Origin of the sequence: Pseudoalteromonas luteoviolacea NCIMB 1944, assembly GCF_001625565.1 — a bacterium.
GTDB lineage: Bacteria > Pseudomonadota > Gammaproteobacteria > Enterobacterales > Alteromonadaceae > Pseudoalteromonas > Pseudoalteromonas luteoviolacea_F.
Window position 1 is genome coordinate 297,962 of the sequence record NZ_AUXS01000015.1, and the last position, 26,615, is coordinate 324,576.

At 43.1% G+C, this 26,615-nt stretch carries 25 protein-coding genes; 11 read left to right on the top strand and 14 right to left on the bottom strand.

Annotated elements, in window-relative coordinates:
- Positions 1-49: 49 nt before the first annotated feature.
- From fis to rsmD, 8 genes are all read right to left on the bottom strand, one after another.
- A complete protein-coding gene (gene fis / locus N483_RS04625) occupies positions 50-340 on the bottom strand; it encodes a DNA-binding transcriptional regulator Fis (protein WP_010374122.1) in 291 nt (96 codons plus the stop codon).
- A 15-nt stretch (positions 341-355) separates the two neighbouring features.
- Positions 356-1,327 carry a tRNA dihydrouridine synthase DusB gene (gene dusB / locus N483_RS04630; protein ID WP_023397466.1) on the bottom strand — a complete coding sequence of 324 codons (972 nt, stop codon included), beginning with the start codon at positions 1,325-1,327 and terminating at the stop codon, positions 356-358.
- A 278-nt stretch (positions 1,328-1,605) separates the two neighbouring features.
- Positions 1,606-2,481, bottom strand: a complete 876-nt coding sequence (gene prmA, locus N483_RS04635; RefSeq protein WP_023397467.1) for a 50S ribosomal protein L11 methyltransferase — start codon at positions 2,479-2,481, stop codon at positions 1,606-1,608.
- Positions 2,482-2,669: 188 nt separating this feature from the next.
- Positions 2,670-4,511, bottom strand: coding sequence for an RNA polymerase sigma factor RpoD (gene rpoD, locus N483_RS04640; RefSeq protein WP_023397468.1), 1,842 nt, complete (start codon positions 4,509-4,511; stop codon positions 2,670-2,672).
- Positions 4,512-4,614: 103 nt separating this feature from the next.
- Positions 4,615-6,372, bottom strand: coding sequence for a DNA primase (gene dnaG / locus N483_RS04645; RefSeq protein ID WP_023397469.1), 1,758 nt, complete (start codon positions 6,370-6,372; stop codon positions 4,615-4,617).
- Positions 6,373-6,448: 76 nt separating this feature from the next.
- Entirely contained in the window at positions 6,449-6,895 is a 447-nt protein-coding gene (locus N483_RS04650; RefSeq protein WP_023397470.1) for a GatB/YqeY domain-containing protein, read from the bottom strand.
- A 21-nt stretch (positions 6,896-6,916) separates the two neighbouring features.
- The gene (gene rpsU / locus N483_RS04655; RefSeq protein WP_010362466.1) at positions 6,917-7,132 is read right to left on the bottom strand and encodes a 30S ribosomal protein S21; all 216 of its coding nucleotides are present in this window, start codon (positions 7,130-7,132) and stop codon (positions 6,917-6,919) included.
- Between the two features lie 164 nt (positions 7,133-7,296).
- Positions 7,297-7,893 carry a 16S rRNA (guanine(966)-N(2))-methyltransferase RsmD gene (gene rsmD / locus N483_RS04660; protein WP_023397471.1) on the bottom strand — a complete coding sequence of 199 codons (597 nt, stop codon included), beginning with the start codon at positions 7,891-7,893 and terminating at the stop codon, positions 7,297-7,299.
- Positions 7,894-8,181: 288 nt separating this feature from the next.
- On the opposite strand from rsmD, the gene ftsY reads away from it, so the two are divergent.
- From ftsY to N483_RS04695, 7 genes are all read left to right on the top strand, one after another.
- On the top strand, positions 8,182-10,362 hold the full coding sequence (gene ftsY / locus N483_RS26545) for a signal recognition particle-docking protein FtsY (protein ID WP_081223994.1): 2,181 nt from the start codon (positions 8,182-8,184) through the stop codon (positions 10,360-10,362).
- Positions 10,363-10,444: 82 nt separating this feature from the next.
- Positions 10,445-11,149, top strand: coding sequence for a cell division ATP-binding protein FtsE (ftsE, locus tag N483_RS04670; protein WP_023398886.1), 705 nt, complete (start codon positions 10,445-10,447; stop codon positions 11,147-11,149).
- Positions 11,146-12,132 (top strand): permease-like cell division protein FtsX, encoded by a 987-nt coding sequence (ftsX, locus tag N483_RS04675; RefSeq protein ID WP_023398887.1) that lies wholly within the window; start codon positions 11,146-11,148, stop codon positions 12,130-12,132. Before ftsE ends, ftsX begins: the two co-directional genes overlap by 4 nt.
- Positions 12,133-12,364: 232 nt before the next feature.
- On the top strand, positions 12,365-13,228 hold the full coding sequence (gene rpoH / locus N483_RS04680) for an RNA polymerase sigma factor RpoH (protein WP_023398888.1): 864 nt from the start codon (positions 12,365-12,367) through the stop codon (positions 13,226-13,228).
- 133 nt (positions 13,229-13,361) lie between these two features.
- Complete coding sequence (locus tag N483_RS04685) at positions 13,362-14,066, top strand: 1-acylglycerol-3-phosphate O-acyltransferase (protein ID WP_023398889.1); 705 nt, start codon at positions 13,362-13,364, stop codon at positions 14,064-14,066.
- 5 nt (positions 14,067-14,071) lie between these two features.
- Positions 14,072-14,407 carry a ribonuclease E inhibitor RraB gene (gene rraB, locus N483_RS04690; RefSeq protein ID WP_023398890.1) on the top strand — a complete coding sequence of 112 codons (336 nt, stop codon included), beginning with the start codon at positions 14,072-14,074 and terminating at the stop codon, positions 14,405-14,407.
- A 152-nt stretch (positions 14,408-14,559) separates the two neighbouring features.
- A complete protein-coding gene (locus tag N483_RS04695) occupies positions 14,560-15,813 on the top strand; it encodes an HD-GYP domain-containing protein (RefSeq protein WP_023398891.1) in 1,254 nt (417 codons plus the stop codon).
- Here N483_RS04695 and N483_RS04700 read toward each other — a convergent pair.
- The gene (locus N483_RS04700; protein WP_023398892.1) at positions 15,773-16,096 is read right to left on the bottom strand and encodes a hypothetical protein; all 324 of its coding nucleotides are present in this window, start codon (positions 16,094-16,096) and stop codon (positions 15,773-15,775) included. The genes N483_RS04695 and N483_RS04700 overlap by 41 nt on opposite strands.
- 255 nt (positions 16,097-16,351) lie before the next feature.
- On the opposite strand from N483_RS04700, the gene N483_RS04705 reads away from it, so the two are divergent.
- Positions 16,352-17,617, top strand: a complete 1,266-nt coding sequence (locus tag N483_RS04705; protein WP_023398893.1) for an outer membrane protein transport protein — start codon at positions 16,352-16,354, stop codon at positions 17,615-17,617.
- 51 nt (positions 17,618-17,668) lie between these two features.
- On the opposite strand, the gene mutS is transcribed toward N483_RS04705, so the two are convergent.
- On the bottom strand, positions 17,669-20,248 hold the full coding sequence (mutS, locus tag N483_RS04710; RefSeq protein ID WP_023398894.1) for a DNA mismatch repair protein MutS: 2,580 nt from the start codon (positions 20,246-20,248) through the stop codon (positions 17,669-17,671).
- A 22-nt stretch (positions 20,249-20,270) separates the two neighbouring features.
- Between mutS and N483_RS04715 the strand changes: the two genes are divergently transcribed.
- Complete coding sequence (locus N483_RS04715) at positions 20,271-20,762, top strand: CinA family protein (RefSeq protein WP_023398895.1); 492 nt, start codon at positions 20,271-20,273, stop codon at positions 20,760-20,762.
- A 65-nt stretch (positions 20,763-20,827) separates the two neighbouring features.
- Positions 20,828-21,877, top strand: coding sequence for a recombinase RecA (recA, locus tag N483_RS04720; protein WP_023398896.1), 1,050 nt, complete (start codon positions 20,828-20,830; stop codon positions 21,875-21,877).
- A gap of 107 nt (positions 21,878-21,984) precedes the next feature.
- Here recA and trmL read toward each other — a convergent pair whose 3' ends face one another.
- Complete coding sequence (trmL, locus tag N483_RS04725; protein ID WP_023398897.1) at positions 21,985-22,449, bottom strand: tRNA (uridine(34)/cytosine(34)/5-carboxymethylaminomethyluridine(34)-2'-O)-methyltransferase TrmL; 465 nt, start codon at positions 22,447-22,449, stop codon at positions 21,985-21,987.
- Positions 22,450-22,712: 263 nt separating this feature from the next.
- Here trmL and N483_RS04730 point away from each other — a divergent pair, with 263 nt between their 5' ends.
- Positions 22,713-23,609, top strand: a complete 897-nt coding sequence (locus tag N483_RS04730) for a cation diffusion facilitator family transporter (protein ID WP_023398898.1) — start codon at positions 22,713-22,715, stop codon at positions 23,607-23,609.
- Here N483_RS04730 and N483_RS04735 read toward each other — a convergent pair.
- From N483_RS04735 to N483_RS04745, 3 genes are read right to left on the bottom strand one after another with little or no spacing between them, the layout of a single operon-like run.
- Positions 23,564-24,520, bottom strand: coding sequence for an alpha/beta fold hydrolase (locus N483_RS04735; RefSeq protein WP_023398899.1), 957 nt, complete (start codon positions 24,518-24,520; stop codon positions 23,564-23,566). The genes N483_RS04730 and N483_RS04735 overlap by 46 nt on opposite strands.
- Positions 24,520-25,890 (bottom strand): ATP-binding protein, encoded by a 1,371-nt coding sequence (locus N483_RS04740; RefSeq protein ID WP_023398900.1) that lies wholly within the window; start codon positions 25,888-25,890, stop codon positions 24,520-24,522. The genes N483_RS04735 and N483_RS04740 overlap by 1 nt, the downstream gene beginning before the upstream one ends.
- A 1-nt stretch (position 25,891) precedes the next feature.
- Positions 25,892-26,578 (bottom strand): response regulator, encoded by a 687-nt coding sequence (locus tag N483_RS04745; protein ID WP_023398901.1) that lies wholly within the window; start codon positions 26,576-26,578, stop codon positions 25,892-25,894.
- Between the last annotated feature and the right edge of the window lie 37 nt (positions 26,579-26,615).

Here is a 26,615-nt window from a genome sequence, read left to right on the forward strand (position 1 = left end):
AAAGGGGGCTCGAAAACGTCTTGGTAAAGACGTTTTCGAAAAATACGGATTAGTTCATGCCGTACTTTTTAAGCTTCTTACGAAGAGTACCACGGTTGATACCTAGTAAGATTGCAGCACGAGTTTGGTTACCACGTGTGTAAGTCATCACTTCTTCTAGTAATGGTGCTTCAAGCTCTGATAAAACTAGCTCATACACATCTTGCACGTCTTGACCATTTAACTGCTTTAAGTAGTGGTGGACAGCTTTTTTAACTGCATCGCGTAGTGGTTGCGGTTTCTCTTGTGACTGAACATGAGCGTTAGTGATAAAAGGAGAAGTCACATTTTGTTCGAACATCTTTATGTCTCTTTCTTAGTTAGCTGCTAGTGTTTCAAAATAGTTTTCTAATGCCTCGATTTGCGCTTTTGGCTCCTCAAGTGCATTGAATACTCGCCTAAATTGACCTTCTTGGTCATGGGACTGCAAGTACCAAGATACATGTTTGCGTGCGATGCGCGCACCCATTGGTTCACCGTAAAACTGATGGAGGTTTACAAGGTGCTCCATCAATATGCCACGCACTTCGGATACTTCCGGTGCTGGCAAGTGTTTTCCAGTTCGCAAATAATAGTCTATCTCTCGGAAAATCCAAGGACGACCTTGGGCGGCTCGACCAATCATGATGGCATCTGCGCCCGTATAATCCAAAACCTGTTTTGCCTTTTCTGGGGACGTTATGTCGCCATTAGCAACAACAGGAATAGAAACCGATTGCTTTATCGCTTTGATAGTGTCGTATTCCGCTTCACCTTTATACATGCATGCACGGGTTCTACCGTGTACTGCCAGTGATGCAATACGATTGCGTTCGGCTATTTTCGCAATTTCAACACCATTGCGGTTTTCCGGATCCCATCCTGTGCGGATCTTCAAGGTAACAGGTACATCGACTGCACCAACGACAGCTTGTACTATTTCCTCAACTAGATCTGGATACTGCAATAGTGCAGAACCTGCGAGTTTCTTGTTCACTTTTTTGGCTGGGCAACCCATATTTATATCTATGATTTGCGCACCATTTTTGACATTGAATTGTGCAGCCTGTGCCATTAGCTCAGGGTCTGCTCCTGCAATCTGCACAGAACGTATTCCTGACTCACCAGAATGATCCATACGGTTCATCGACTTATCAGTTTTCCAAACCTTTGGATTTGATGACAACATTTCTGACACCGCTAACCCTGCGCCAAGACGCCGACATAACTGTCTAAATGGTCGGTCTGTTATACCAGCCATTGGAGCTACGATCACATTGTTATCAAGTTGGTATGGACCAATACGCACTACTATTCATCTGCCTCATTTCAAGGGGCGCTAAGTTTACGGTTTTTTTTGCAAAAATCAAAGGCTATAAATTGAACATAAGTGTTTTTTTTTTGAACTTTTTGGGTTGACTTTTGGTAACAATATGAAGGGCTACATAAATTGCTGTAAATTTGTTCAAAAAATCTTTTTTGACTTAATTGAGGTCGGCCGATTGGCTGTAAATAAAGCGTAAAGCCTGTTAAGTTCAGGCCTTACGTGTAATAGATTACTAACTCAGAAGATAGTCGTTACACTTGTTATTGTTTTGTAATTCCGCTTACTCGTGTCCATTCGCCCTCTTGCTTTATTGCGTCTAAATCAATATATGGGGCGTATACATCTGCTACAGATTGAGCTTGCTCTTCTAAGATGCCTGACATTGCAATTGCACCTTGTGGCTTCAAAAAGCCAAGGATAATTTCATGGAGTTCGCGCAGTGGCTGTGCCAGGATATTTGCTACAACAATGTCGGCTTTAAAGTCAGGTTGGTTTTCTGGTAAATAAACTTCCAGCTTGTCTGCAACACCATTTCGTTCGGCATTATCTCTGCTTGCAACTAGAGCTTGCGGGTCGATATCTATGCCGATAACTCGCTCTGCGCCGAGTTTAATAGCTGCTATTCCTAAAATACCTGAACCACAACCAAAATCGACCACTGTTTTACCGCTAAGATCCTGTGCTTCAAGCCATTTTAAGCACAGCGAAGTGGTTGCATGTGTTCCGGTACCAAATGCTAGCCCAGGATCTAAAAGTACGTTTACTGCGTCAGGTTCCGGTATGTCACGCCAACTAGGGCAAATCCACAAACGTTCACCGAACTTGATTGGGTGGAAATTATCCATCCACTCTCTTTCCCAGTCTTTATCTTCTAGTTGTTCGACTTTATATTTTGGCGCTTCAGCCATGTTGGCAGTGAGGTAGTCAATGACGGCTTGCATGTCATGTGTCGCTTCAAACAAACCTATCACTGTTGTTTCAGGCCATAAAATGACTTCTCCAGGCTTAGGCTCATAGACAGGGTTATTTTGACTATCGATGAATGTGACAGAAGGGCATCCAATGTCCATCAACAAATCACTGATAAGGTCTGCTGTTTCTTTGTTAGCATCAATTCGGATTTGGATCCAAGCCATAGTGTTGTTCCTATTAAACTTTTTTCATCTATTGATTGCGCACAACATTTCACGGCTGTAGCACGTGAAAGAGCACGACAGATTGCGTGTATATGGCCTATCAGCTTATTTCAGCCGTTTTAGGGATGCACACATTTTATTCAAATAAAAAGGCCGCATAATGCGGCCTTTTTTTGTATTTATTACTCTTAGCCTTTGACGTCTAAGAAACTTTTCAGTAAATCAGAACGAGAAGGATGGCGAAGTTTACGTAACGCCTTCGCTTCGATTTGACGAATACGCTCTCGGGTTACGTCAAACTGCTTACCAACTTCTTCTAACGTGTGGTCAGTGTTCATATCAATACCAAAACGCATGCGAAGTACTTTTGCTTCTCTGGCCGTCAAGCCTGCAAGGACTTCATTGGTGGCACCACGCAGGCTTTCCATTGTTGCAGAGTCAATCGGAGATTCAATGGTTGTATCTTCGATGAAATCGCCTAGGTGCGAATCTTCATCATCACCAATTGGTGTCTCCATTGAAATTGGCTCTTTGGCAATTTTTAATACTTTGCGGATTTTATCCTCTGGCATCATCATGCGTTCTGCCAGCTCTTCAGGACTAGGTTCACGACCCATTTCCTGTAGCATTTGACGAGAAATACGATTAAGTTTGTTAATCGTTTCAATCATATGCACTGGAATACGGATTGTTCTTGCCTGATCAGCAATTGAACGGGTGATAGCTTGTCGGATCCACCAAGTTGCATAAGTTGAAAACTTATAACCACGACGGTACTCGAATTTATCAACCGCTTTCATTAGACCAATGTTACCTTCTTGGATTAAGTCCAAAAATTGTAGGCCACGGTTGGTGTATTTTTTAGCGATTGAAATTACAAGACGTAAGTTAGCTTCAACCATTTCTTTTTTCGCACGGCGTGCTTTCGCTTCACCTATGCTCATTCGACGGTTGATGTCTTTGATGCGTTCGACACTCAAGCCTGTGCTTTCTTCAATGGCTTTGAGCTTATTGACGCAGCGCTCAATTTCAGGCTTAACTTCACGAAGTTTATCTGAGTGTTTTTCTCCAGATGCGATTTCTGCATCAATCCAAGCGACATCTGTCTCATTGTTAGCGAAGTGCTTAACGAAAGTTTTCTTAGGTAGCTTCGCAATCTGAACAGCTTGTTTCATGATGATACGCTCTTGTACGCGTACTCTGTCCATCATTTCACGCATGTTATTAACCATGCGGTCAAACTGTTTTGGTACTAATTTAAATTTGCGGAACAACTCGCCAATTTCTTTGATAGCAGCTTGCGAATCAGGGTGACTACGGCCTTTGTCTTCGAAACACTGACGTGCGCTAGTATATAAAGAACGTAGCTCTTCGAAATGTTCACGGGCAACTTCAGGATCCGGTCCTGATTCACCTTCTTCCGAATCATCGTCATCATCACTCTCATCGTCTTCGTCATCTAAGTCTTCTTCACTTAATTCAGAGCCAATGTGGGTTGCAGAGATGGTTGCTTCGTCATCTTCCAGTGAGTCAAAAAAGCCTGTAACGATGTCGCTTAGGCGCATCTCTTCAGCTTCGTATTTGTCCCACTGTTCAAGTAAATACGTAATTGCTTCAGGGTATTCAGCAACAGAAATCTGTACTTGATTTATCCCTTCTTCAATACGCTTTGCTATTAGAATTTCGCCTTCCCGAGTCAGTAGCTCAACGGTGCCCATTTCACGCATATACATACGTACAGGATCAGTTGTTCTGCCAATTTCTTTTTCTACCGTTGCTAGCGCAGCTGCTGCCGCTTCTGCCGCATCCTCGTCGGTGGTTGTTTCTTGCATCATCAGCTCATCGGCATCAGGGGCTGCTTCAGAAACCTGAATACCCATATCATTGATCATGCTAATGATATCTTCGACTTGATCCGAATCTATGATGTCTTGTGGAAGGTGATCGTTAACTTCTGCAAAAGTTAAGTAACCTTGCTCTTTACCTTTCTGAATCAGAAGTTTGAGTTGTGACTGAGGAGATTGATCCATAGAGATTTTTGCTTCCACTCTGATAAAGTTTATACAACGGGCGCCAGCTAAAAACAGCGTTATTTTGGTTGACGCAGTGAATAGAACATTATAACACCAAAAATTAATTTTGACCAGTTCTACGAGAGCCTAAAGCTTGTGTTAATAACGCACATTCCAGTCGTTCATCGCTACTTAGGCCTTCTGTTTTGTCTTTTATAAGTAAGGTCTCTAGTCGCAAATTTAAACACTGGTCTTCAATAAATTTAAATGTATGTTTAAATTCATCTTCTAAAGCCTCTTCATGAATATTATGCTGCCAAGTAGCAAGCTTTTTTAAAGCCTCATAATCTTGGCCATTTCGAAACGACTCTAAGATATGTGCAGTGGTATATTGAGTGTTTTCTAAACACGTTTGCTGCAACTTTAAAAACAACGCCATACCAGGTAATTGCATATGCGCAAGCTCGGGCAAATAGTCAACGCTCTGTGCAAGCTGGGGGTGTTGTAACAACAAACCGATAGCGCGACGCATAGGTGTTACTTTAAACTTTCGTTCTATGGTATGTTGTTTTTTGGGTGTTGAAAGCTTAGCGGTGAGTTGCTCACGGGTGCGTCCGATCAATCTTGCTAATGTAGTTAGTAGCGACTCTTGGTAAAATTCACTGGGTATATTATTAATCAGTGGGATCGCTTCTGCCATTAACTTGGCCTTTCCAGCATCAGTTGTTAGGTCGCACTGCTCAGACAGACGATTAAAGAGTACTTTACTATAATCATCCGCACTTAATAACCTCTCTTCGAAATGCGCTTTTCCTTCTTTTTGCACCAAAGAGTCAGGATCTTCTCCATCAGGTAAAAATACAAAGCCAAGTGATTTACCATCTTTTAGATTGGGTAAAGCATGTTCAAGAGCACGCCATGCGGCATCCCGTCCAGCTCTATCACCATCGTAACAGCACACAACTTTATCAGTGTTGCGAAATAATGTTTGCATATGCTCAAGGGTTGTCGCAGTACCGAGTGCAGCGACCGCATAGTCAATACCATACTCTGAAAGGGCTACGACATCCATGTATCCCTCTACGATCAGCACTTGTTCTAGTTTTTTATGTGCTTGTTTTGCTTCGTAGAAACCGTACAGTTCAAAGCTTTTGTGGAAAATTCTCGTTTCTGGTGAATTCAAATATTTTGGGCCTTGATCTTGACCCATAACACGTCCACCAAATGCGATAACACGGCCTCGTTTATCACGAATAGGGAACATCAAGCGGTCACGGAAAAAATCGAATTGTCTGCCAGGTGTTTTTTCACTTGCCAGTTTTAATTCTACAAGTTGTTGCCGCTGTGACGGGTTACGTGCAAGCTTCCCAATTAAGGCATCCCACTCTGGCGGGGCATAGCCAATTTGAAATTTGTTGACTGTTTGTTCTGAAAGTCCTCTTCCTCTGACATAGCCTTGTACTTGCGCCGCATTACTATGTGTATTTAATTGCTGCTGGTAAAAGCGGGTAGTGTGCATCATTAAGTCATAATCTGACTTCTTTTCTTCAAAACTTCTTTGTGGCCCACCGATCCCTTGCTCTCTTGGGATCTCAAGGTTATACATACCAGCAAGCTCTTCAATGGCATCAACAAACTCAAGTTTGTCGTACTCCATCAAGAATGAAATGGCATTACCATTGGCACCGCAACCAAAGCAATGATAAAACTGTTTATCTCTGGAGACGGTAAACGAGGGGGATTTTTCATTGTGAAATGGACAGCAGGCCTGATAGTCTTTTCCTGCTTTTTTGAGGCCAACTCGACCGTCAATTAATTCGACGATGTCAGTTCTAGCCAATAAGTCATCGATAAACTGTCTTGGAATTTTGCCAGCCATAGTTTTCCTAACGCTTATACGAAGAAACCGAGCACAAGGCTCGGTTTACTAATTTCATACATTTGTATGTGGGTAATTATGCGCTTAATCTTTGTTTAATTAAACCAGAGATTTTGCCCATGTCGGCACGACCTTCCGCTTTCGCTTTGATCACACCCATTACTTTACCCATGTCTTGCATACCAGCTGCGCCTGTGTCAGCGATTGCAGCATCGATCATCTCAAGTACTTCTTCTTCAGACAAAGGCTGAGGTAAGAATGACTCAAGTACTGATATTTCACCAGCCTCGATTTGTGCTAAGTCTTCTCTTCCAGCATCAGTATACTGTGTGAAAGAGTCTTTACGCTGTTTAACCAGTTTAACCAACACCGAGGTGATACCAGCATCATCTAACGTTGTCTGGTTATCAATTTCGCGTTGCTTGACTTCAGCTAGAGCTGCTCTGATAGCCGTAAGACGAGGTTTGTCTTTGGCTTTCATTGCTTCCTTTTGGGCGTCTTTTAGCGTCGCTAATAAGCTCATATGTACAAGACCAAATGTTAATTAGTATAGTTTAACGCGACGTGCGTTTTCACGAGAAAGCTTTTTCATGTGACGCTTTACAGCTGCTGCTTTCTTACGCTTACGTTCTGCAGTTGGCTTCTCATAGTGCTCGCGACGACGAACTTCTGAAAGGATACCTGCTTTTTCACATGAACGCTTGAAACGACGAAGTGCTACGTCAAACGGTTCGTTTTCTCTTACTTTAATTACTGGCATTAAAAATTCACCTACCTAAATAATGAGCTTGGCTCAAATTGACCGAAAAATGGTCAATTGGTTCAAAAATGGTGCGGTATTGTAAGCCGAAGCGAGACCGCGTGTAAAGATCAAATTATAGCGGATCTGAATAATTGTGTCATGCACTAATATCCATGGGCGATTTAAGGCGCGGATATGTCAGTTCGGCGAAAAAGCATGCAGTTCACTTGACCAGCTTTTTTCTCTTTTAGCAACTGCCAGTTAGCTGGAAAATCCGGTTGTGCTTCTTTCTCAAATTCGACATAAATTAGCGAGTCATTATTTAGCCACCCAGCACTTTCGAGTAATTCACAACAAGGAGAAACTAGGTTCTTTCTAAACGGGGGATCGAGATAAACAATGTCGAAATTGCGTTGTTGTGAGTTGTTACTCAAATAATCTAATGCGCTACCGTTTATCACCTGTGCGTTGTCCAACGCAAGTGTTTGTATATTTTGTTTGATTTGGGCGGCCGCGGTTTTGTCTAATTCTATAAAGGTTGCATGATTGGCAAATCGTGAGAGAGACTCTAACCCTAAGCTGCCGGAGCCCGCAAAACAATCCAGAACATCTGCATCTCGCGTGTCAGCCATTAGCCAATTGAATACAGTTTCTTTCACTCGATCGGTCGTAGGCCGAAGGCCTTCAACATCTTTAACTGGCAACTTTCGGCCTTTAAATTTACCGCTAATAATTCGAATGTGGCCATCCGTTCGAGTTTGAGGCTTTCTTTTTTTCATATATTTTCGCTATCGAGTTGGTTGTGCTCGATTATAAAGTTTTCATCTACTTGGAACATGATACACTACGCGCATATTATGGCGTTAACTTAGTGATTATAACAATTATCGCAAAGTCTTTTATGTGATTATTGATGTCTTTGTACAAGCCTTAGAGCCTAATAAACACTGATAAATAGTGAAGCGCAGTCAATGCGGCACTGCACAGCGTTATGCTTTATGGTGGTGATCATAGATACGGTTATGGCGACTAAATCACGATACAAACTTTAATGGTATTAGTTGGTTATGGGAAAGAAAAACAAATTTTTATCTTGGTTGGGGTTTGGTAAATCCGACAAAGAACAGGCTGAGCGAGAAGAAGCAGAACGTTTAGTCAAAGAACAAGCAGAGCGCGAAGAAACAGAACGTCTTGCCAAAGAACAAGCTGAGCGTGAAGAAGCGGAACGTCTAGCTAAAGAACAAGCAGAACGTGAAGAAGCAGAACGTCTTGCCAAAGAACAAGCAGAGCGTGAAGAAGCGGAACGTCTAGCTAAAGAACAAGCAGAACGTGAAGAATCGGAACGTCTAGCTAAAGAACAAGCAGAACGTGAAGAAGCAGAACGTCTTGCCAAAGAACAAGCAGAGCGTGAAGAAGCGGAACGTCTAGCTAAAGAACAAGCAGAACGTGAAGAATCGGAACGTCTAGCTAAAGAGCAAGCAGAACGTGAAGAAACGGAACGTTTAGCTAAAGAACAAGCAGAACGTGAAGAAGCAGAGCGTCTTGCCAAAGAGCAAGCTGAACGTGAAGAAGTAGAGCGTCTTGCCAAAGAACAGGCTGAGCGTGAAGAAGCAGAACGTCTAGCTAAAGAGCAAGCAGAACGTGAAGAAGCAGAGCGTCTTGCTAAAGAAAATGCTGAACGTGAAGAAGTAGAGCGTCTTGCCAAAGAACAAGCTGAACGTGAAGAAGCGGAACGTCTAGCTAAAGAACAGGCTGAGCGTGAAGAAGCGAAACGTCTAGCTAAAGAGCAAGCAGAACGTGAAGAAGCAGAACGTCTTGCCAAAGAACAAGCTGAACGTGAAGAAGCACTGCGTCGTGCCAAAGAACAAGCTGAACGTGAAGAAGCAGAGCGTCTAGCTAAAGAACAGGCAGAACGTGAAGAAGCACTGCGTCTAGCTAAAGAGCAAGCTGAACGCGAAGAAGCAGAGCGTCTAGCTAAAGAGCAAGCTGAACGCGAAGAAGCACAGCGTCTTGCCAAAGAACAAGCTGAACGCGAAGAAGCAGAGCGTCTTGCCAAAGAAAAGGCTGAACGTGAAGAAGCAGAGCGTCTAGCTAAAGAACAGGCAGAACGTGAAGAAGCAGAGCGTCTTGCTAAAGAACAAGCTGAACGTGAAGAAGCTGAGCGTCTTGCCAAAGAGCAAGCTGAACGCGAAGAAGCAGAGCGTCTTGCTAAAGAACAGGCAGAACGCGAAGAAGTAGAGCGTCTTGCTAAAGAAAAGGCAGAACGAGAAGAAGCAGAGCGTCTTGCCAAAGAGCAAGCTGAAGCGGAAAAACCAAAGAAAAAAGGTTTTTTTGCACGTTTAAAACAAGGCCTTTTGAAAACAAAAGAGAATATTGGGTCTGGTTTTGCGTCGATATTCCGAGGCAAAAAAATTGACGACGATCTGTTTGAGGAGCTTGAAACACAGTTACTAACAGCTGACTTGGGCGTTGAAACAACCATGAAGCTGATTGACAACTTGACCGACGCAGCCGATCGCAAGCAATTAAAAGATGGCGATGCGCTATACGAGTTGATGAAGAGTGAAATGGCTGAGATCTTGAAGGATGCAGAGCAACCGCTTGAAATTAATCCGGGTAAAAAGCCTTACGTCATTCTAATGGTAGGTGTAAATGGAGTCGGTAAGACCACAACTATAGGTAAAATGGCGAAGCAATTCCAATCGCAAGGGAAATCTGTGATGCTGGCTGCTGGTGATACTTTCCGTGCAGCGGCAGTGGAGCAGTTGCAGGTTTGGGGTGAGCGAAATGATATCCCAGTAGTCGCACAGCACACTGGTGCCGACAGTGCTTCTGTTGTATTTGATGCCTTTCAAGCTGCACAGGCTCGCAATGTCGATGTGCTAATCGCTGATACGGCAGGTCGTCTGCAAAATAAAGACAACCTCATGCAAGAGCTTGAAAAAATTGCGCGAGTAATGAAAAAGCTAGATCCTGAAGCGCCTCATGAAGTGATGTTAACGATTGATGCGGGCACAGGACAAAATGCAATTAGCCAAGTTAAACTATTTGATCAGGCTGTTGGTTTGACGGGTATTACTCTGACCAAGCTAGACGGTACAGCTAAAGGTGGGGTTATTTTTGCGGTTGCAGATCAGTTTAAAGTGCCAATTCGTTATATTGGTGTCGGTGAAGGAATCGATGATTTGAGAACCTTTAAGAGCGATGACTTTATCGAGGCACTATTTAGCCAAGATGATGAAAAGTAACAGCTAAGAGTTAGAAAGCGCCCACTTAGTCGAGGCGCTTTTTAATTTTAAGGATGGAGCATACGCATTTTGTAGGTCGCATATGATTAAATTTGAACAAGTAAGTAAAACTTACCCTGGTGGTCACCGAGCTCTAGAAAAAGTAAGTTTCGAGCTTGGAAAGGGTGAACTGGCTTTTTTAACAGGCCACAGCGGCGCGGGGAAAAGTACGTTGCTGAAGTTGATTAGCTTAATGGAGCGCCCCTCCGCAGGAAAAGTATTTATCAACGATGTTGATTTAAATAGTATCTCCAATCGCCAAGTTCCTTTTGTTCGTCGTGATATCGGCATTATTTTTCAAAACCATCGATTGCTTGAACGTTATAATGTCTTCGACAACGTTGCTTTACCTCTGGTAATTGAAGGTACACACAGAAAGCACATTACTAAGCGTGTTCATGCAGCATTGGACAAAGTTGGATTATTGGACAAAATCAAGTGCCAGCCTAGTACGTTGTCAGGGGGGGAGCAGCAGCGAGTCGGTATTGCACGCGCGATTGTAAATTCTCCGCCTTTGCTGCTAGCAGATGAGCCAACAGGTAATTTAGATCCAGAATTATCAATGGAAATTTTAAGCTTGTTTGAAGATTTTAATCGTCATGGTACATCTGTGCTTATCGCCACCCATGATTTGGGTTTAATTGCCCGTATGAAGTACCGCAGTTTGACACTTGATCATGGTCGCATGCTACAAGACCCTCTAGCCATTGATCCTCTTAAAGGTGACTTTATCGGGGGGACACTATGAGTTTGTTATTCAAAGGTCGCGGCAACCAAGTTAATAGCCAAGATAAATCTGTGGTTTTAAAGTTGTACTTTTTTGTACTGACCATTTTTCGGCACGGCATACACAGCCTAGGTGAGATGTGGCGCACACCTATGGCTTCAATGATGACGATTTTGGTATTGGGCTTAAGCCTAACCTTACCGACAACCCTATATGTAGTCGTAAAAAACGTTCAGAAAGTCAGCAGTGGGTTTCAAGAAGCAGCTGAGATATCTCTGTTTGTAAAAGAAGATATTAGTGCTCAAGAGACACAAACATTGGTAAAACGATTAGCACTTTACCCCGAGGTAGAGTCGGTCAGTTTTATTTCTCAATCTCAGGCACTAGAAGAGTTCAAGCAGGTGTCGGGCTTTGGTCAAGCATTGGATTATTTAGAAGAAAACCCTCTTCCCAGTGTGGTATTGGTGACTCCAACCAAGCGTCACCGAGGCGCGGAAAGTGCTCAAGTGTTATTAGAAAAACTTGAAAGTGAGCGTGAGGTTGAGTTTGGTAAACTAGATATTGAATGGCTTGAGCGCTTGAATGCACTACTTGGCTTATTAAAAGAAAGTGTATTTACAGTAGGGGTCTTATTGTTAAGTGCAGTGGTATTGATTATTGGCAATACTATACGTTTATCGATTATGGATAAAAAAGAAGAGATCCAGGTATTGAAGCTTGTAGGGGCAACCAATACCTTTATTCATACTCCCTTTTTATGGACTGGGATATGGTACGGTATCGTTGGAGGGTTGGTCGCTTTTATATGTGTTGTTTTGATGCTGTGGTGGCTAGAGTCTGCTGTATCTCTTGTCGTTGGTGTTTATCAAAGTAACTTTGTGCTAGAAGGGTTAAATCTCTCAGAGCTGTCCTTTTTACTCATGTTAGCTATTTTTCTCGGCTTTATCGGTTCTTATCTATCAGTGCAAAAATATATCCGAGAAATTGAGCCCGAAAAGGTGTAGTTTTAACTTTTTAGCAGGCTTGTTTGAAACAAGTCTGCGTTGTTTTCATAGCTACCTACCATCACGCTAAAATTCATCAATAATTAACCCTATAAATATCAATGGCTTATTTGTTCATTTATTGTTAATAATAAAAAGCTTGATCTTTGGTCAAGAAAAGTAGTAGATTGCAGTTAGCACTCTAAGGGTTAGAGTGCTAAAATAGACTAAGAATTTATCACTGAGGTGAAAAATGAGTAAAGACACATATGCAATGGCATTAACAGTTGGGCAGCAAAGTGCAAGTATTGAAGGGTATTTGCAGGCTGTTAGCACTATCCCTATGCTGGACGCTGAAAAGGAACACAAGCTTGCAACTCGTCTTCATGAAAATGGTGACTTAGATGCAGCTAAACAGCTCATTATGTCTCACCTCAGATTTGTAGCGCACATCGCAAAAAGTTACTCAGGGTATGGTTTGCCGCAAGCAGATCTTATTCAAGAAGGTAATATTGGCCTGATGAAGGCGGTAAAACGTTTTAACCCAACAGTAGGTGTCAGATTGGTTTCTTTTGCCGTACATTGGATTAAAGCTGAAATCCATGAGTATGTACTTAAAAACTGGCGAATCGTGAAAGTTGCTACGACAAAAGCACAGCGCAAACTATTTTTTAACCTTCGTAAGAACAAAAAACGCTTGGGTTGGTTCAACCAAGAAGAAGTTAGCACTGTGGCTTCAGAGCTGGGTGTTAGCGAAAAAGAAGTACGTGAAATGGAATCTCGCATGAGTGGTCAGGACATGGGTTTTGATTTAGGTGCAGATGAAGATGAAGGTAGTCAAAGTGGCAACTTCTCACCAGTTCAGTACTTAGCAGATTCAAACAGTGACATTGCCGAAGTGATTGAAGAAGAGCAGTTTCAACAGCAGTCACAAAACCGCTTGTTGGCGGCAATGAAAACGTTAGATGAGCGTTCTCAGGACATTGTTGCAGCGAGATGGTTGGCTGAAGACAAAGCAACCCTACAAGATTTAGCTGATAAATATAGTGTTTCTGCTGAACGTGTTCGCCAGCTAGAAAAGTCAGCAATGAAAAAACTGCAGGCTGCTATGAGCTAAGACTAACTTGTAATAATTTTAAGAATACCGCCCCAATTATGGGGCGGTATTTTTTTGTGTCATAAAAAATTGAGCTTACAAGTGTACGCTTATTTGATTATAATACACCGCTCAAGTTATAGGAGGGCTGAGTTTGTTAGCTTTATTACGAATTTTGGCCATGGCCATATTTATTGTTTTTAGTTGTATTTTTGGTTTGGCGCTATGTATTGTCAGGCCGTTTCACCGAAATAACGTGCATATTATCGCCTCTTGGTTCGGTTCTATGGCTAAAGTCATAGGTGTAGATCTGGTGATAGAAAGAGCGCCTGGCGTCGCTAAGGTTGGGCCTGCACTATATGTGGCAAACCATCAGAACAACTATGATTTATTCACACTACCTGCGGTAGTACCACGCAATACGGTGAGCATGGGCAAAAAAAGTCTGAAGTGGATCCCATTTTTCGGTCAGCTTTATTGGTTATCAGGCAATATTTTAATTGATAGAGCGAATCGCTCAAAAGCGGTTGGTACGTTGGATAAATCAGTAGAGAAAATCAAGCAAAAAGGCTTGTCGCTGTGGATGTTTCCCGAAGGAACTCGCAGTTACGGCCGAGGGCTTTTGCCTTTCAAAACAGGGGCTTTTCATGCGGCCAAGAATGCTCAAGTTCCCATTATCCCTGTCTGCATGAGTTCCACTCAAGATAAAATTAAACTAAACCGTTGGAACAACGGTAAAGTGTATATTTCGATGTTGGCCCCAATTGAGTTATCAGATGATTGCTCTGCAAGAGAGCATGCGAATAGTATTCATGCTAAAATGGCCGATAAAATCGCACAATTAGATAAAGGTGAATAAAGCTGATGGAAAATTGGCAAGAGATCAGTGAAGACATCGTGGAGTCACTACTTGAAGATGGCTCTAATCCGGAAAAACTTTACGAAGTAGAACATCACTTTGTATGTGAGAACTTTGATAAGCTGGAAGAGGCTGCTTTAGCGGCTTTTAAACTCGGTTATGATGTTGAAGAACCTGCAGAGCTTGAGCTTGAAGATGGCGGAAAGATCTGGGGCTTTGATATTGTTGTTGAAGCTGAGCTCAACGCAGAAGTTATCATGGAGGATGTCTCTAAGTTGGTAGCAGTTGCTGAGCAAGCTGGCGTTGAATATGACGGTTGGGGTACATACTTCCAGGACTGATCATGTCACGCTGCTAGCAAAAGAAAGAAATGGATTTCTCTCTACCTTTATTTACTAATCCTTTATTCTTGTATTTATATCTTCTAGTAGACAATTTAGTCGTAACTATGCATATTATTGCGGTTTGATTAAAAAAGCTTCTCTAAGGAACCATGCACGCAACTATTCCCATCAGTGAACTTGTACCAGGTATGTTTGTTGATAGTGTCCACAAATTAAAATCTGATGCAGAAATTAAATTAAAGTCACGAGGGATGGTGCGTAATTCGGCGATTATTTCCCAGCTTGAAGCGGATGGCGTACTTGAACTTAATATTGATGTTACTCAGAGCCAAGTACCAGTGCCTGAACGCTTTATCAGAGCGAATGTTGCCAATGTAGAAAGAAAGCATATAGGGCAGCAAGGTGAAGCTGATCAGGGGGCTGATGAGGAGGAGTTATTAACTTCCCATCACAATCAAGTTTTACCTACCGCAGAGGTGTTTTCAGCAGCTTTAAATCAGTTTGAAGTGCAAAACAAAAAACTGCAATTGCTCTACGGCAACATTTTGGGTGGTGAAGCGCTGCAGATGCATCTCGTTCATGATATTTGTCAGGAAATCATTACTTCAGTTACTCACCACAGCAATGTAATGGCGATATTGACGCGACTAAAAGACAAACGCAGTTTTAGTTGGCGCCACATGATCAACAGCACAATATTGATGACTATATTTGCCAAATATTTAGGCCTTAAACCGCATGTTGTCGAACAAATGGCGATGGCCGCAATGTTACATGATGTTGGTAAAAGTAAAGTGCCACAGAGCATTCAAGAAAAAAAGTCGCCGCTGACCGAAAATGAAACGCGTCATATGCAAAAGCATGTTGCCTATTCAGTTGCAATGATCAAAGAAGAAAGGGGAGTGACTCCATTGATTATCGACATGGTGGTGAATCACCATGAACGACTAGATGGCAGTGGTTTCCCTAGAGGACTGGAGGGTGATCGACTCAGTAAAGCGGCAAGGGTAATGGCAATCGTCGACACTTATGCGACGCTGACCACGGAACAGCCGGGCAGTAATGCGATAGAGCCAGTCCATGCACTTAGATTCTTACTCTCAAATAAAAGCCAGTTTGATGCGGTGCTTGTGCAAAAGTTTATAAAGTGTATTGGTATTCATCCGGTGGGCACGATTGTAAAACTGACCAATGAGCGTTTGGGGCTGGTTATGGCTGGTAATGATATTTTGCCAACTTCTCCCGTTGTAAGAGTATTTTACAACGTAAAGCACATGCACCAAGTTACATTGAAAGATTTAGATCTAAGTGCAAGAGATGACGTAAAAATTGTCGCCAATGTTAAACCTCTCGATTATCAAATTAATTTATCCCGTCTGTTGCAAGAGAGTTTGCTTGTTTAGCTTGTTTGCACCGCTTTAATTTTTGTACTTTTGCAGACAACAGCGCACCCGCTAAACAACTAGACATCAATACAATCCAAAGCAATGTGCCTTTTTCGCTATGTAGTGCAAAGCAACAGCAAGCTAGTGCAAGCAAAGCAGCAATAATTGCTCCCAGCCAATAGTGATTAACGGGGTTGTCACATTGTCCAGCTCTTTGACAGGCACAGTAATTTGCTTTGCATAAACAGTACACGCTGACGCCTGAAAACAGCAGCGCTGCCATAATCAATAACACCATCATGGTATTTCTCCTCACATTGATGGCAAAGAGTATATGTGAAACTCGCCTTTGGTTCAATGATATTGAGAATTAGTCTCATTTAAAGTTTTCATAAAGATGTCTAATTTGTGGTCTGACTTGTTACTAAAAGTAACTAAAAGTTTTTATTTTACGCAACTGGTGGGTTAAAAGTCTCAAAGTTGAAGATTTTCAATGCGTATTTCTGTAGTGTGTCGAGCCATTAATTTTATTGTAATTCGAAGTTAAGAGGCAAGAATGAACAGAATTATGGTTGCACTATTGGGTGCGGGTGCAATGGTCACATCCATGCATAGTTTGGCTGCTGCGTTTCAGTTAGCTGAGCAAAACGTATCGGGTTTAGGTAGGGCGTATGCAGGAGAGGCCAGTGTAGCAGACGATGCGTCTGTGGTTTCTCGAAATCCTGCATTGATGAACAAATTACAAGGAACGCAAGTGAGCGTCGCCGCTATGTATGTAAAGCCAGATGTCAGCTTGCAAGGTACTAGTACGAACAATGGCGTACCAGCATCAGCGCTGGACAACAAAAGTATAGCGCCTAGTGCAATTGTGCCGAGTGCGTTTGTCACTGCGCAGATCAATGACAAATGGTCGCTAGGTGGTGGTATGTACTCACAGTTTGGCCTTGCAACAGAGTTTGGTGATGACTATGTTGCTGGTCAAATCGCGGGTGAAACGGAAATAGTGACCATTAACTCTGGCATTGCAGCCTCATATCAAATAAATGATAAGTGGAGCTTGGCACTTGGCTTGAACCATGTATACGCCGATGCCAAAATTTTAAGAAACCTGGGCGCAAATAAACAGGGTATTCCAAGTAATACCGAAGTCGTCAACCTTGAGGGAGATGACACAGGGTTTGGCTGGAATGTAGGCGCAGTCTATAACATTGACGCAGACAATCGTTTTGGTTTTCACTATCGCAGTGAAACAGATATCACTTTTAAGGGCACTTTCAGCAATCAGCTACCGGCAGTTGCACCTTTCAATGGTACTGCCGGAAAGGCTTTACCTGGCAGTGTCGCGATCACTTTGCCTGCTATCGCTGAGGTATCAGGTTCTCATCAGTTAGATAAGCAAACCGCACTGCATTACAGTATTTTGTGGACTGGCTGGAATAGCTTTCAGACACTGGCGGCGAATGTTGATAACGTAGGCACAGTGTTTAGCAAAGATGAGAACTTTAGTAATTCACTACGCTACTCGATTGGCACGGATCACCAGTGGAATGAAGATTTAAAACTGCGAGCGGGCTTTGCGTATGACGAATCACCAGCAGATGAACATCATATGTCTATCTCGATTCCGGATACAGATCGCGTTTGGTATTCGTTTGGTGCTGAGTACCAATTGAGTAAAGTCGCGAGCGTAGATATTGGTGTGAGTATTATTCGTGGTAAAACTCAGCGCTTTGTTGAAAAAGACAATTCTGGTAGTGAGTGGGGCTTTAAATCAAAAGGCCATGCATCTGTATTTGGTTTACAGTACAACCACATACTTTAAACACTGAGATGGTTTGAAATAAAAAGGGCTGCAATTACGCAGCCCTTTTTCTTAAAGTTTGTCTTTCAATTGATAAAGCAATGCATGGGCTTGCTTTGGCGTAAGGTCATCTGGATCGATTGACTCGAGGAAGCGTTCAACTTCCGATGGTTCTGGACTCAAAACAAGGTTGTGCTGCTGAGGTACATTGGCAGGTGTACTGTCTACGACACTTTGATGTTGTTCGAGCAGAGCCAGCTTTTGCTTGGCAAGTTTGATAACTGTTTTTGGCACACCAGCCAAGCTCGCTACTTGTAATCCAAAGCTTTTGCTCGCAGCGCCATCAAGTACAGTATGTTTAAATGCAATAGTATCATTGTGCTCGATCGCATCTAAGTGAACATTCACTAATCCTGACTGCTGCTCCGCTAGTTCAGTCAATTCAAAATAGTGAGTTGCGAACAAGGTTTTCGCTGAAATTCTATTTGCCAAATAATCCGCAGTGGCGTACGCAAGTGATAGGCCGTCATAGGTGCTAGTACCTCGGCCTATTTCATCCATCAATACTAGAGACTGCTGCGTTGCGTTATTTAGAATGGTTGCAGTTTCTGTCATTTCGACCATAAATGTTGAGCGCCCAGAAGCTAGATCATCACTGGCGCCAATGCGTGTAAAGATGCGGTCAACTTGGCCTATTTGAGCGCTGCTAGCAGGCACAAAGCTGCCTATATGAGCCATTAAGACTATCAGTGCAGTTTGGCGCATGTAGGTCGATTTACCGCCCATATTTGGACCCGTGATCAACAACATCTTTCTTTCTTTACTTAAGTGAACAGGGTTTGCGATAAACGGCTCATTGCTGACGTGTTCCACCACTGGGTGGCGGCCCGCTTGAATATCAATCCCATCAGCCGATGTCAGTTCAGGTTTGCAATAGTCAAGTGTCTGTGCGCGCTCAGCTAATGTATTAAGCACGTCCAAGTCCGCTAGTGCAGCGGCCATTGTTTGCAACTGCTCTAGATAAGGTGCAATTAACTCGAACAATTGTTCATATAATTGTTTCTCTAGAGCCAGTGCTTTTGATTGGCTACCAAGTACTTTGTCTTCATGCTCTTTTAACTCAGGAATGATATAGCGTTCATTATTTTTCAAAGTTTGGCGTCGGATATACTCAGGCGGCGCAAGATGAGCGCTGGCCTTACCAATCTCAATGTAGAAGCCGTGTACCTTGTTATAGCCAATTTTCAATGTGCTAATACCGGTGCGTTCGCGCTCGCGCTCTTCAAGTTGGTCGAGGACATCAGTTGCACCTTCGCTCAGCGCCCGCCACTCGTCTAACTCGGCATTGTATCCGGTTGCTATGACGCCGCCATCTCGAATTAACACTGGTGGGTTGTCAATGATCGCACGCTCTAACAAATCCTGTAAATGCGGTAGCTCAGGGGATTGAGCCTTGATCTGCTGAATACGTTCGTCATTACTCTCGTTGAGAAGTTGATGAAGTGGTGGCAGCGCTTGTAAGGCACTGCGAAGACGGGTTAAGTCTCTCGGTCTTGCATTGCAAAGAGCAAGTCTTGCTACCACACGCTCAATATCACCAATTTGGCGCAGTGCATCATACAGCTCCATGCCTAAATGCATATCAATGATGCTTGAAATAGCATTTAGTCGAGCGTTTAGCTCATGTCTGTCTCTGATCGGCGTATGAATGCGGCGTTTGAGCAATCGAGAGCCCATTGGGGTTGCCGTTTTATCAAGTACTTGAGCAAGCGTATTGTCGATAGAACCTGATAAGTTAAGAGTCAGCTCTAGGTTTTTTCGTGTCGCCGCGTCGAGAATAACGGCGTGCTCATTTTTTTCTAGCGTAATGGCCCTAATGTGCGGCAGTGCCGTGCGCTGCGTATCTTTGACGTATTGCATCACACAGCCAGCCGCAATTAAGCCCGCGGTCGCATTTTCAACACCGAACCCTATTAAATCTTTGGTTTCGAATTGCTGGCAAAGCAAATGCCTTGCAGTATCTAAATCAAACTCCCAGTCTGGGCGGCGGCGGCTACCTTTGATCTGCTCAAGGACAATGAGATTTTGGAATGATTCTGGGTATAAAAGCTCGGCAGGTTGCAAGCGTTGCAACGTTGATATCAGTGCTTCATCGGTTGCCAGCTCGACAATGTTAAAGCGGCCGGAGTTGATATCTAAGTAGGCCACACCATATTTGCTTTTGTCTTGCCACACGGCAGCAAGCAAGTTGTCTTGACGTTCTTGCAGCAGCGCTTCATCGGTGACTGTACCTGGTGTGACAATGCGCACGACTTTACGTTCGACAGGTCCTTTGCTGGTTGCTGGATCACCGACTTGCTCACAAATGGCCACAGACTCACCCATTTGTACGAGTCGTGCAAGATAGTTTTCAACCGCATGATAAGGTACACCAGCCATAGGGATTGGGTTTCCACCCGCTTTGCCGCGGTGTGTTTGCGAAATGTCGAGTAATTGTGCCGCGCGAACGGCATCATCAAAAAATAATTCGTAGAAATCACCCATACGGTAGAATAGCAGGATCTCTTGATGTTGGGCTTTGATCCTAAGATACTGCTGCATCATAGGTGTTTGTTGCTTTATAGTATGTTCAGAATAAAGATCTAATGACATGCTTCTACCTAAGGTTTTTTGTATGGAAATACACACTAAAATCGCCGCACTTGCGGCACAATTGGGCGCTATTCTAACGAATAAAAGCTTCGTGATCACTACCGCTGAATCTTGTACTGGTGGTGGAATTAGTTATGCGCTCACAGATACGCCGGGAAGCTCAGCCTATATCGATCGTTGCTTTGTAACTTATAGCAATGAGGCTAAGCATGAATTATTGGGTGTATCAGAGCAAACGCTTGCTGATTATGGCGCTGTAAGCGAGCAGACAGTAATAGAAATGGCGGCAGGTGCGAGAGTAGCGGGTAACGCCGATATTGCAATATCGGTATCGGGTATTGCGGGACCAAGCGGTGGGAGTGAACAAAAGCCTGTGGGTACTGTATGGTTTGCGGTGGATATACAGGGACATAGCCACACATATTTGCAAGTTTTTCCAGGGGCAAGAGCGGAAGTTAGATTTCAAGCTATTGAATTTATTTTAGAAAAAATAATTTCTTTAATAAAACAGTAAAAGGCTCTTGATACTGTAATTCTATACAGTATACTTGTTCGCATTACGCTAGATTGGAGAAACAGATGAACGATAACAAACAAAAAGCATTAGATGCTGCATTGTCGCAAATTGAGCGTCAATTTGGTAAAGGATCAATTATGAAGCTGGGTGATAGCCAAGCTTTAGACATCGAGTCAGTATCGACTGGTTCGTTGGGACTGGATATTGCTTTGGGTATCGGTGGTCTGCCAACTGGTCGTATCGTAGAGATTTATGGTCCTGAATCATCAGGTAAAACAACCTTAACATTACAAACTATTGCACAAGCGCAAAAAATGGGTAAAACCTGTGCGTTCGTTGATGCTGAGCACGCTCTTGACCCTGTTTACGCTGAAAAGCTAGGTGTTAATGTTGACGAGTTACTGGTATCTCAGCCAGATACTGGTGAGCAAGCACTAGAAATTTGCGACATGTTAGTACGTTCAGGTGCAGTAGATGTTGTTGTCGTTGACTCGGTAGCGGCACTAACACCAAAAGCAGAAATTGAAGGCGATATGGGTGACTCTCACGTAGGTCTTCAAGCGCGTTTGATGTCACAAGCACTGCGTAAGTTAACGGGTAACATTAAGCGTTCAAACACACTTTGTATCTTCATCAACCAAATCCGTATGAAAATTGGTGTGATGTTTGGTAACCCTGAAACAACCACTGGTGGTAACGCACTGAAATTCTATGCATCAGTACGTTTAGATATCCGTCGTATCGGTTCTGTGAAGGAAGGCGATGAGGTTGTTGGTAACGAAACGCGTGTTAAAGTTGTGAAGAACAAAGTTGCTCCGCCATTTAAGCAAGCTGAATTTATCATCATGTATGGTGAAGGTTCTTCGAAGCAAGGTGAGTTAATTGACCTTGGTGTGAAGCACAAGTTAGTTGACAAAGCAGGCGCTTGGTTTAGCTACAATGGCAACAAGATTGGCCAAGGTAAAGCTAACTCAATTAAGTTCTTAAAAGAAAATGTAGCGATTGCTGACGAGATCGAAGGCAAGTTACGCGAAATGTTGCTACTTCAAGCGACAATTAAAGATGAAGAAGGCGAAGATAAAGGCCTTGCAGACCTAGAAGATCAGCTATAACACTTCCTATCTAGCGCATATTCTAGAGTAAAAAGCCGCTTTTAAGCGGCTTTTTCGATCCTTGGTGTTTGTGTATGTTAAACACTGATCAGTCTCTGCGTGTTAGGTTACACGGCGCCGTCGAAGTCGAATTGTCGCCAAGATTCATAGACAAAAACAGATACAGCATTGGATAAGTTCATACTGCGGCTATCTGGCTTCATTGGAATTCTGAGTCTTTGTTCTTCAGGCAGCGAAAAGATAATTTCCTCAGGCAATCCTCTTGTTTCAGGACCGAATAGTAAGGTATCGCCAGCTTGGTATTTTGGTGCGTGGTGGTATGCTTTACCTTTTGTCGTGCAGGCGAAAACACGTTTTGGTTTGCGTTGCTCTAAATAAGCTTCGTACGACGGGTAGCGTTTTACTTCACTGAATTCATGGTAATCCAGTCCTGCGCGTCTTACTCGTTTGTCGTCCCAGTCAAATCCCAGCGGCTCAATTAAATGCAATGAGTAGCCTGTATTGGCACATAAACGAATGATATTACCTGTATTTGGTGGGATCTCAGGTTGATATAAAACGATGTCTAACATGATTAACCTCTAACTCAATTTGAGCGCAGTATAGCTTATTGGGCGTTGAGCAACTAGGAAATAAAGCCACTTGTATGTAGTGTTAAATTTTGGAGGCCATCAATTATATAGCATAGGCTGTATTTATGCAGTGTGGTTGCCATTTACCAAAGTGGGGCACTAAATATAGGTAAATCAATGTTTTTTTTGATGCAAAGTTTCTATCTAACGATTAAATTATCGTATGATGAGAAGGTGGTCTTCTGCGTTATTAAGGGGGAAGTGTGGCGCAAAACTATGACGCATTAGTACGTTTTTCCAGTATTTTTACCATTGTAATGGCTGGCGTAATGATTGCTGCGAAAGCTTGGGCGTGGTTGTCTTCAGGAAGCGCAGCCATGTTGGGCTCTTTGACAGACTCAATGTTGGATGTGACGGCATCACTGATGAGTTTTTTTGTTTTAAGCTATGCGCTTCGTCCTGCGGATGACGATCATAGATTTGGCCACGGCAAAGCCGAGGCACTGGCCGGGCTTGGTCAGGCGGCATTTATTTCCGGCTCAGCATGTCTGCTTGCTTTTCATGGGGTAGAACGTCTTTTTAACCCTGTTGAGATCAATCAAAGCTTGCTGGGTGTATGGGTAAGTGTGTTTGCAATTGTGTGTACTTTGCTGGTGGTTGTTGTTCAGCATCAAGTGGTCAAACGGACACAATCACTCGCCATTAAAGCAGACTCAATGCATTACAAAGGGGATATTCTTCTCAATATTGCGGTGTTGATCGCCATGATGCTCAGCCATTATCACATCGGCTGGGCTGATCCTGTATTTGCAATTGGCGTTGCAATATATTTATTGTTTAACTGCTGGGGGATTGCGCGTGAGAGTGCTGACCACCTTATGGATAAAGAGCTCCCTGAAAGTGAAAAGGCAGACATCATTGCCATCGCCAACTCCCACGCGGCGGTATACGGCGTTCATAATTTAAGAACGCGACAAAGTGGTAAAGTAAAGTTTGTACAGCTCCATCTTGAATTAGATGACGATATGCCGTTAATGGAAGCGCATCAAATCGCTGACGAAATTGTTGCTCGGATCCAAGCTAGCAGTGTGGGCGAAATAGACGTATTGGTGCATCAAGACCCAGTTTCGTTGAGTGTAACTGACTCGGCAAACTCATAACATTGGGCTAAAACAGCCTGACGGATCGTGTCTATTTCGCACAAAAGTTCATGTTTACCTGGATAAGTTTTTACGAAACATTGCTCTTGCTGCGCAGCAAAATACCTATGTGCATCACTATCTACAATGCTGTCATGCTCTGCGCTGGCGATGCTAATTGGGATTGATATTTGTTGCTTGTGCGTGTTTGCTGTTTCTGACAGTGCGGCATACAGCCAACCAAAGCTCACGCCCCCCAATTGCAATACATCGTGGGTATCATACAGTGCTCTAAATTGCTGATACCGTATGCTGCAGCCTGTGAGTTCATTGTCAGTGAAAGGCTTTGGCTGATATGGCTGTTGGCCAATAGCATACTGGTGAGACTGACCCAGTTTACACGCCGCATTGGCCACCCATTTTGCAAACCACATCGGATAGGGGGATGTATTGATTGCAAACATTGGCGCAGATAAAAATGCGCCTTTGGCGACTGTGTTTGGCGTATGTGCAAGATAATTTCGCACAATAGCGCCGCCCATGGAGTGGGCCAAAAATAGCCAATTGTTGGTATAGGGGAGCACTTGTTCAGAAATGATTTGCTCGAGCACTTCACGGTATTGTTTAAAATGATCTATATGGCCTATCTGTCGATTCGCGAGTAATCGGGACGAGAACCCTTGGCCTGGGTGGTCAAAAGTGACGACGCCAATATTATTGTTGCCAAGCTCCCACAGCAACTCTTTATATTTGTAGGCACTTTCGATACGACCGTTTACCAACAGTAAAGTATATTTTGCGTGTTCAGGAATATGACGCAAATAAAAAATCTCGCCAAATGGGGTTGTTAAATTGCCTTTGGTGCATGATTGCCAATGTTGTTCAATGGCTGATTGATTGTCGATAAGTGAAGTACTGTGACTATAAAACATTAGGGTTGCTGCAATGGAATTGTTAAGGTCACACTAAGACCTTGCTGATTTTTAAACTCAATATGACCATGATGCACTTTTATCGCATGTTGTGCAATTGCCAAGCCCAGCCCAAAACCACCCATTTTACTGCTATCAGGCGTTCTCGATTGAGAGGCCCGATAAAAAGGGATACACAACTTATCTAGCATTTCGTCACTGACACCCGGACCATCATCACAGACCTGAATCACCAAATCTCGATCTTGAATATGGCAGATAATACTTACTTGTGAGGTTGCGTATTTTAATGCGTTGCGAATAATGTTCTCTATCGCCCGGTTGAGCAAAATGGCATCGCCATGTACGACTGCTTCTGGCAACTCATTTGTGTTCAATAGCTTGTTGAGTTGTTGGCTTTCAAACTCGGCATCGTTAATGATGGGTGTTAGCAAATCAAAAAGAGAGATAGGGTGAGGTTCAAAATGATTGTTCCCCGATTCTAGTTTAGAGAGTTGCAAAATATCACTTAACATATGCTCTAATAGTTGAGACTCTTTTTCTATTCGCTGTAGGTAACAGTCTAGATCGCCGCTCGCTTTGCCTGCAGCAATACCTGTTGCCATTTGCAAGCGGGTCAGCGGAGAGCGCAGTTCATGTGAAATATCTGCGAGTAGACGCTTTTGGCTGAGTACTTGGGATTCAAGCTGTGACGCCATGGTGTCAAAGTCCTTTCCCAATTGCCCCAACTCATCTTGGCGACGGCTATCTACGTTAGCACGTGCATCAAGTTTTCCATGAGCAAGTTTAGCTGCGGCCAATTGTAATTGTCGGATAGGTTTGAGTAGTCCTCTGGCAAACCAATAACTGAGTAACATACTTGCAAGTAACAATACCAAGAGTTTTAACCATTGCGGCATTAGTCGAACTTTTAAAAATAGGTCACCTTCACGATTGTCTAACACCATAAAAAGCTGGAATTCATCACCACGGAGTTGAATTTTAAGTGGGCCATATGCGCGAAACTTCTCAGTATTGATGACCTTGGGTTCACCATCGATCGCAAAATTTAAAAGTGCTAAGTCATACTCATACAAGGTTTGTGTACTGACAAGGCTCTTCTCTGCTTCGCGGTGTTTTAAGTAAACTTTGGCACGCCTCGCATGGCGTCGATTGGAGATCACATATTCAATAGATTGCTCTGGCGCTCGCTCAATATGTCGCTTAAGTGACTTTTTAAGGTGGAATAAGTTTTTTAGCATTGGTGGCGAAATATCTTTTGTTGCCAGCATATCAGGCTGCAACAAACTAATGCTGATCAGCAGCAAAATTGTGCACAGCACTGTCAGCCAGAACCAAAAAAATACTTTAATTGCTAAAAACTTTTTCATGTTAAGCCGTTAAAAAAATATACCCAGAACCACGCAAGGTCTTAATAAATGTATGACTGCTGTGTTGAGCCAGTTTTTTACGTACATTACTGACGTGCATGTCGACAGAGCGATCGTATGCAACCAGTGGGCGGCCGAGCACACTTTGACATAGAGTTTGTTTGCTGACTACCTCTCCGGCCGCTTTCATCAATTGGTACAATACTTCGTACTCGGTTCCAGTAAGCGAAATGGGATGGCCGTTTAAACACACTGTTCTTGAAGCCATATCTAATACTAGGCCATGGACCTCTAGTTGGAGATGTGAATTGTTTTGTGTGAGATGCGCGACGCGGCGAGTGATGGCTTTGATCCTAGCGAGTAATTCTCTGTGATTGAAGGGCTTAGGTATATAGTCATCGGCACCTAGTTCAAGGCCAAAGATACGGTCAAAATCATCGCCTTTTGCGGTCAACATTATCACTGGCGTCATCTTTTGTGCTCTCAGCGCTTTGAGCACCTCGAAGCCATCTTTTTTTGGCATCATGACGTCCAACAATATTACCGCATATTCATTCGTCAACGCACTTTGTAGACCCTGTTCCCCATCATATTTGCACTCAACAGTGAATTGCTCTCCCTCTAAATATTCACAAAGTAGCTCACATAGTGATTGGTCATCATCGATGATCAGGACAGAAGTACTCATAAATCTCATTAACCTATTGTTGGAGTATTCATTTTAC

Coding starts and splice junctions, on each gene's coding strand:
- rpoD (WP_023397468.1), bottom strand. CDS start 4,511: ATGGATCAATCTCCTCAGTCACAACTCAAACTTCTGATTCAGAAAGGT.
- rpoH (WP_023398888.1), top strand. CDS start 12,365: ATGAGTAAAGACACATATGCAATGGCATTAACAGTTGGGCAGCAAAGT.
- ftsX (WP_023398887.1), top strand. CDS start 11,146: ATGAGTTTGTTATTCAAAGGTCGCGGCAACCAAGTTAATAGCCAAGAT.
- N483_RS04745 (WP_023398901.1), bottom strand. CDS start 26,578: ATGAGTACTTCTGTCCTGATCATCGATGATGACCAATCACTATGTGAG.
- mutS (WP_023398894.1), bottom strand. CDS start 20,248: ATGTCATTAGATCTTTATTCTGAACATACTATAAAGCAACAAACACCT.
- N483_RS04700 (WP_023398892.1), bottom strand. CDS start 16,096: ATGATGGTGTTATTGATTATGGCAGCGCTGCTGTTTTCAGGCGTCAGC.
- ftsE (WP_023398886.1), top strand. CDS start 10,445: ATGATTAAATTTGAACAAGTAAGTAAAACTTACCCTGGTGGTCACCGA.
- rraB (WP_023398890.1), top strand. CDS start 14,072: ATGGAAAATTGGCAAGAGATCAGTGAAGACATCGTGGAGTCACTACTT.
- trmL (WP_023398897.1), bottom strand. CDS start 22,449: ATGTTAGACATCGTTTTATATCAACCTGAGATCCCACCAAATACAGGT.
- N483_RS04715 (WP_023398895.1), top strand. CDS start 20,271: ATGGAAATACACACTAAAATCGCCGCACTTGCGGCACAATTGGGCGCT.
- N483_RS04740 (WP_023398900.1), bottom strand. CDS start 25,890: ATGAAAAAGTTTTTAGCAATTAAAGTATTTTTTTGGTTCTGGCTGACA.
- rpsU (WP_010362466.1), bottom strand. CDS start 7,132: ATGCCAGTAATTAAAGTAAGAGAAAACGAACCGTTTGACGTAGCACTT.
- N483_RS04735 (WP_023398899.1), bottom strand. CDS start 24,520: ATGTTTTATAGTCACAGTACTTCACTTATCGACAATCAATCAGCCATT.
- fis (WP_010374122.1), bottom strand. CDS start 340: ATGTTCGAACAAAATGTGACTTCTCCTTTTATCACTAACGCTCATGTT.
- N483_RS04695 (WP_023398891.1), top strand. CDS start 14,560: ATGCACGCAACTATTCCCATCAGTGAACTTGTACCAGGTATGTTTGTT.
- ftsY (WP_081223994.1), top strand. CDS start 8,182: ATGGGAAAGAAAAACAAATTTTTATCTTGGTTGGGGTTTGGTAAATCC.
- dnaG (WP_023397469.1), bottom strand. CDS start 6,372: ATGGCTGGCAAAATTCCAAGACAGTTTATCGATGACTTATTGGCTAGA.
- rsmD (WP_023397471.1), bottom strand. CDS start 7,893: ATGAAAAAAAGAAAGCCTCAAACTCGAACGGATGGCCACATTCGAATT.
- prmA (WP_023397467.1), bottom strand. CDS start 2,481: ATGGCTTGGATCCAAATCCGAATTGATGCTAACAAAGAAACAGCAGAC.
- recA (WP_023398896.1), top strand. CDS start 20,828: ATGAACGATAACAAACAAAAAGCATTAGATGCTGCATTGTCGCAAATT.
- N483_RS04705 (WP_023398893.1), top strand. CDS start 16,352: ATGAACAGAATTATGGTTGCACTATTGGGTGCGGGTGCAATGGTCACA.
- N483_RS04650 (WP_023397470.1), bottom strand. CDS start 6,895: ATGAGCTTATTAGCGACGCTAAAAGACGCCCAAAAGGAAGCAATGAAA.